This is a genomic window from Neisseria sp. P0021.S005 (assembly GCF_051956955.1).
Genome location: NZ_JBQCWY010000992.1, coordinates 1 through 436, shown reverse-complemented (window position 1 = coordinate 436; position 436 = coordinate 1). Strand labels below are relative to the sequence as shown.

Below are 436 nucleotides of genomic sequence, written 5' to 3'. Positions count from 1 at the left end.
GATGCGCAACCTGCCTGCCTACCAGCGCGACGTTGCGGCAGGCTTTTGGGAAAACTCGCCGTTTTTCTGCTACCTCGGCGCACCGATGCGCGATTTGACCGGCAAAACGCTGGCGATTTTCGGTCGCGGCAATATCGGTCAAACACTGGCAACTTATGCTCAGGCTCTCAAAATGAATGTCGTGTTCGCCGAACATAAAAATGCCCAAAGCGTCCGCTACGGCTATGTTTCCTTTGACGAAGCCATCCGCTCCGCCGAGGTCGTGTCGCTTAATTGTCCACTCACACCGCAAACGGCAAACATGATAGGCGAAGCCGAATTGCAACAAATAAAACCCGGCGCCATCCTCACCAACTGCGGGCGCGGCGGCTTGGGCGATGAAGCCGCTTTGTTTGCGGCGTTGAAATACGGCCAAATCGGCGGTGCAGGTGTTGAC

At 56.0% G+C, this 436-nt stretch carries 1 protein-coding gene; it reads left to right on the top strand.

Features of this window, described 5'->3' with window-relative positions; translation table 11 throughout:
- A partial coding sequence (locus ACTHUE_RS20540; protein ID WP_440424336.1) for an NAD(P)-dependent oxidoreductase occupies positions 1-436 on the top strand: 436 nt, incomplete at both ends.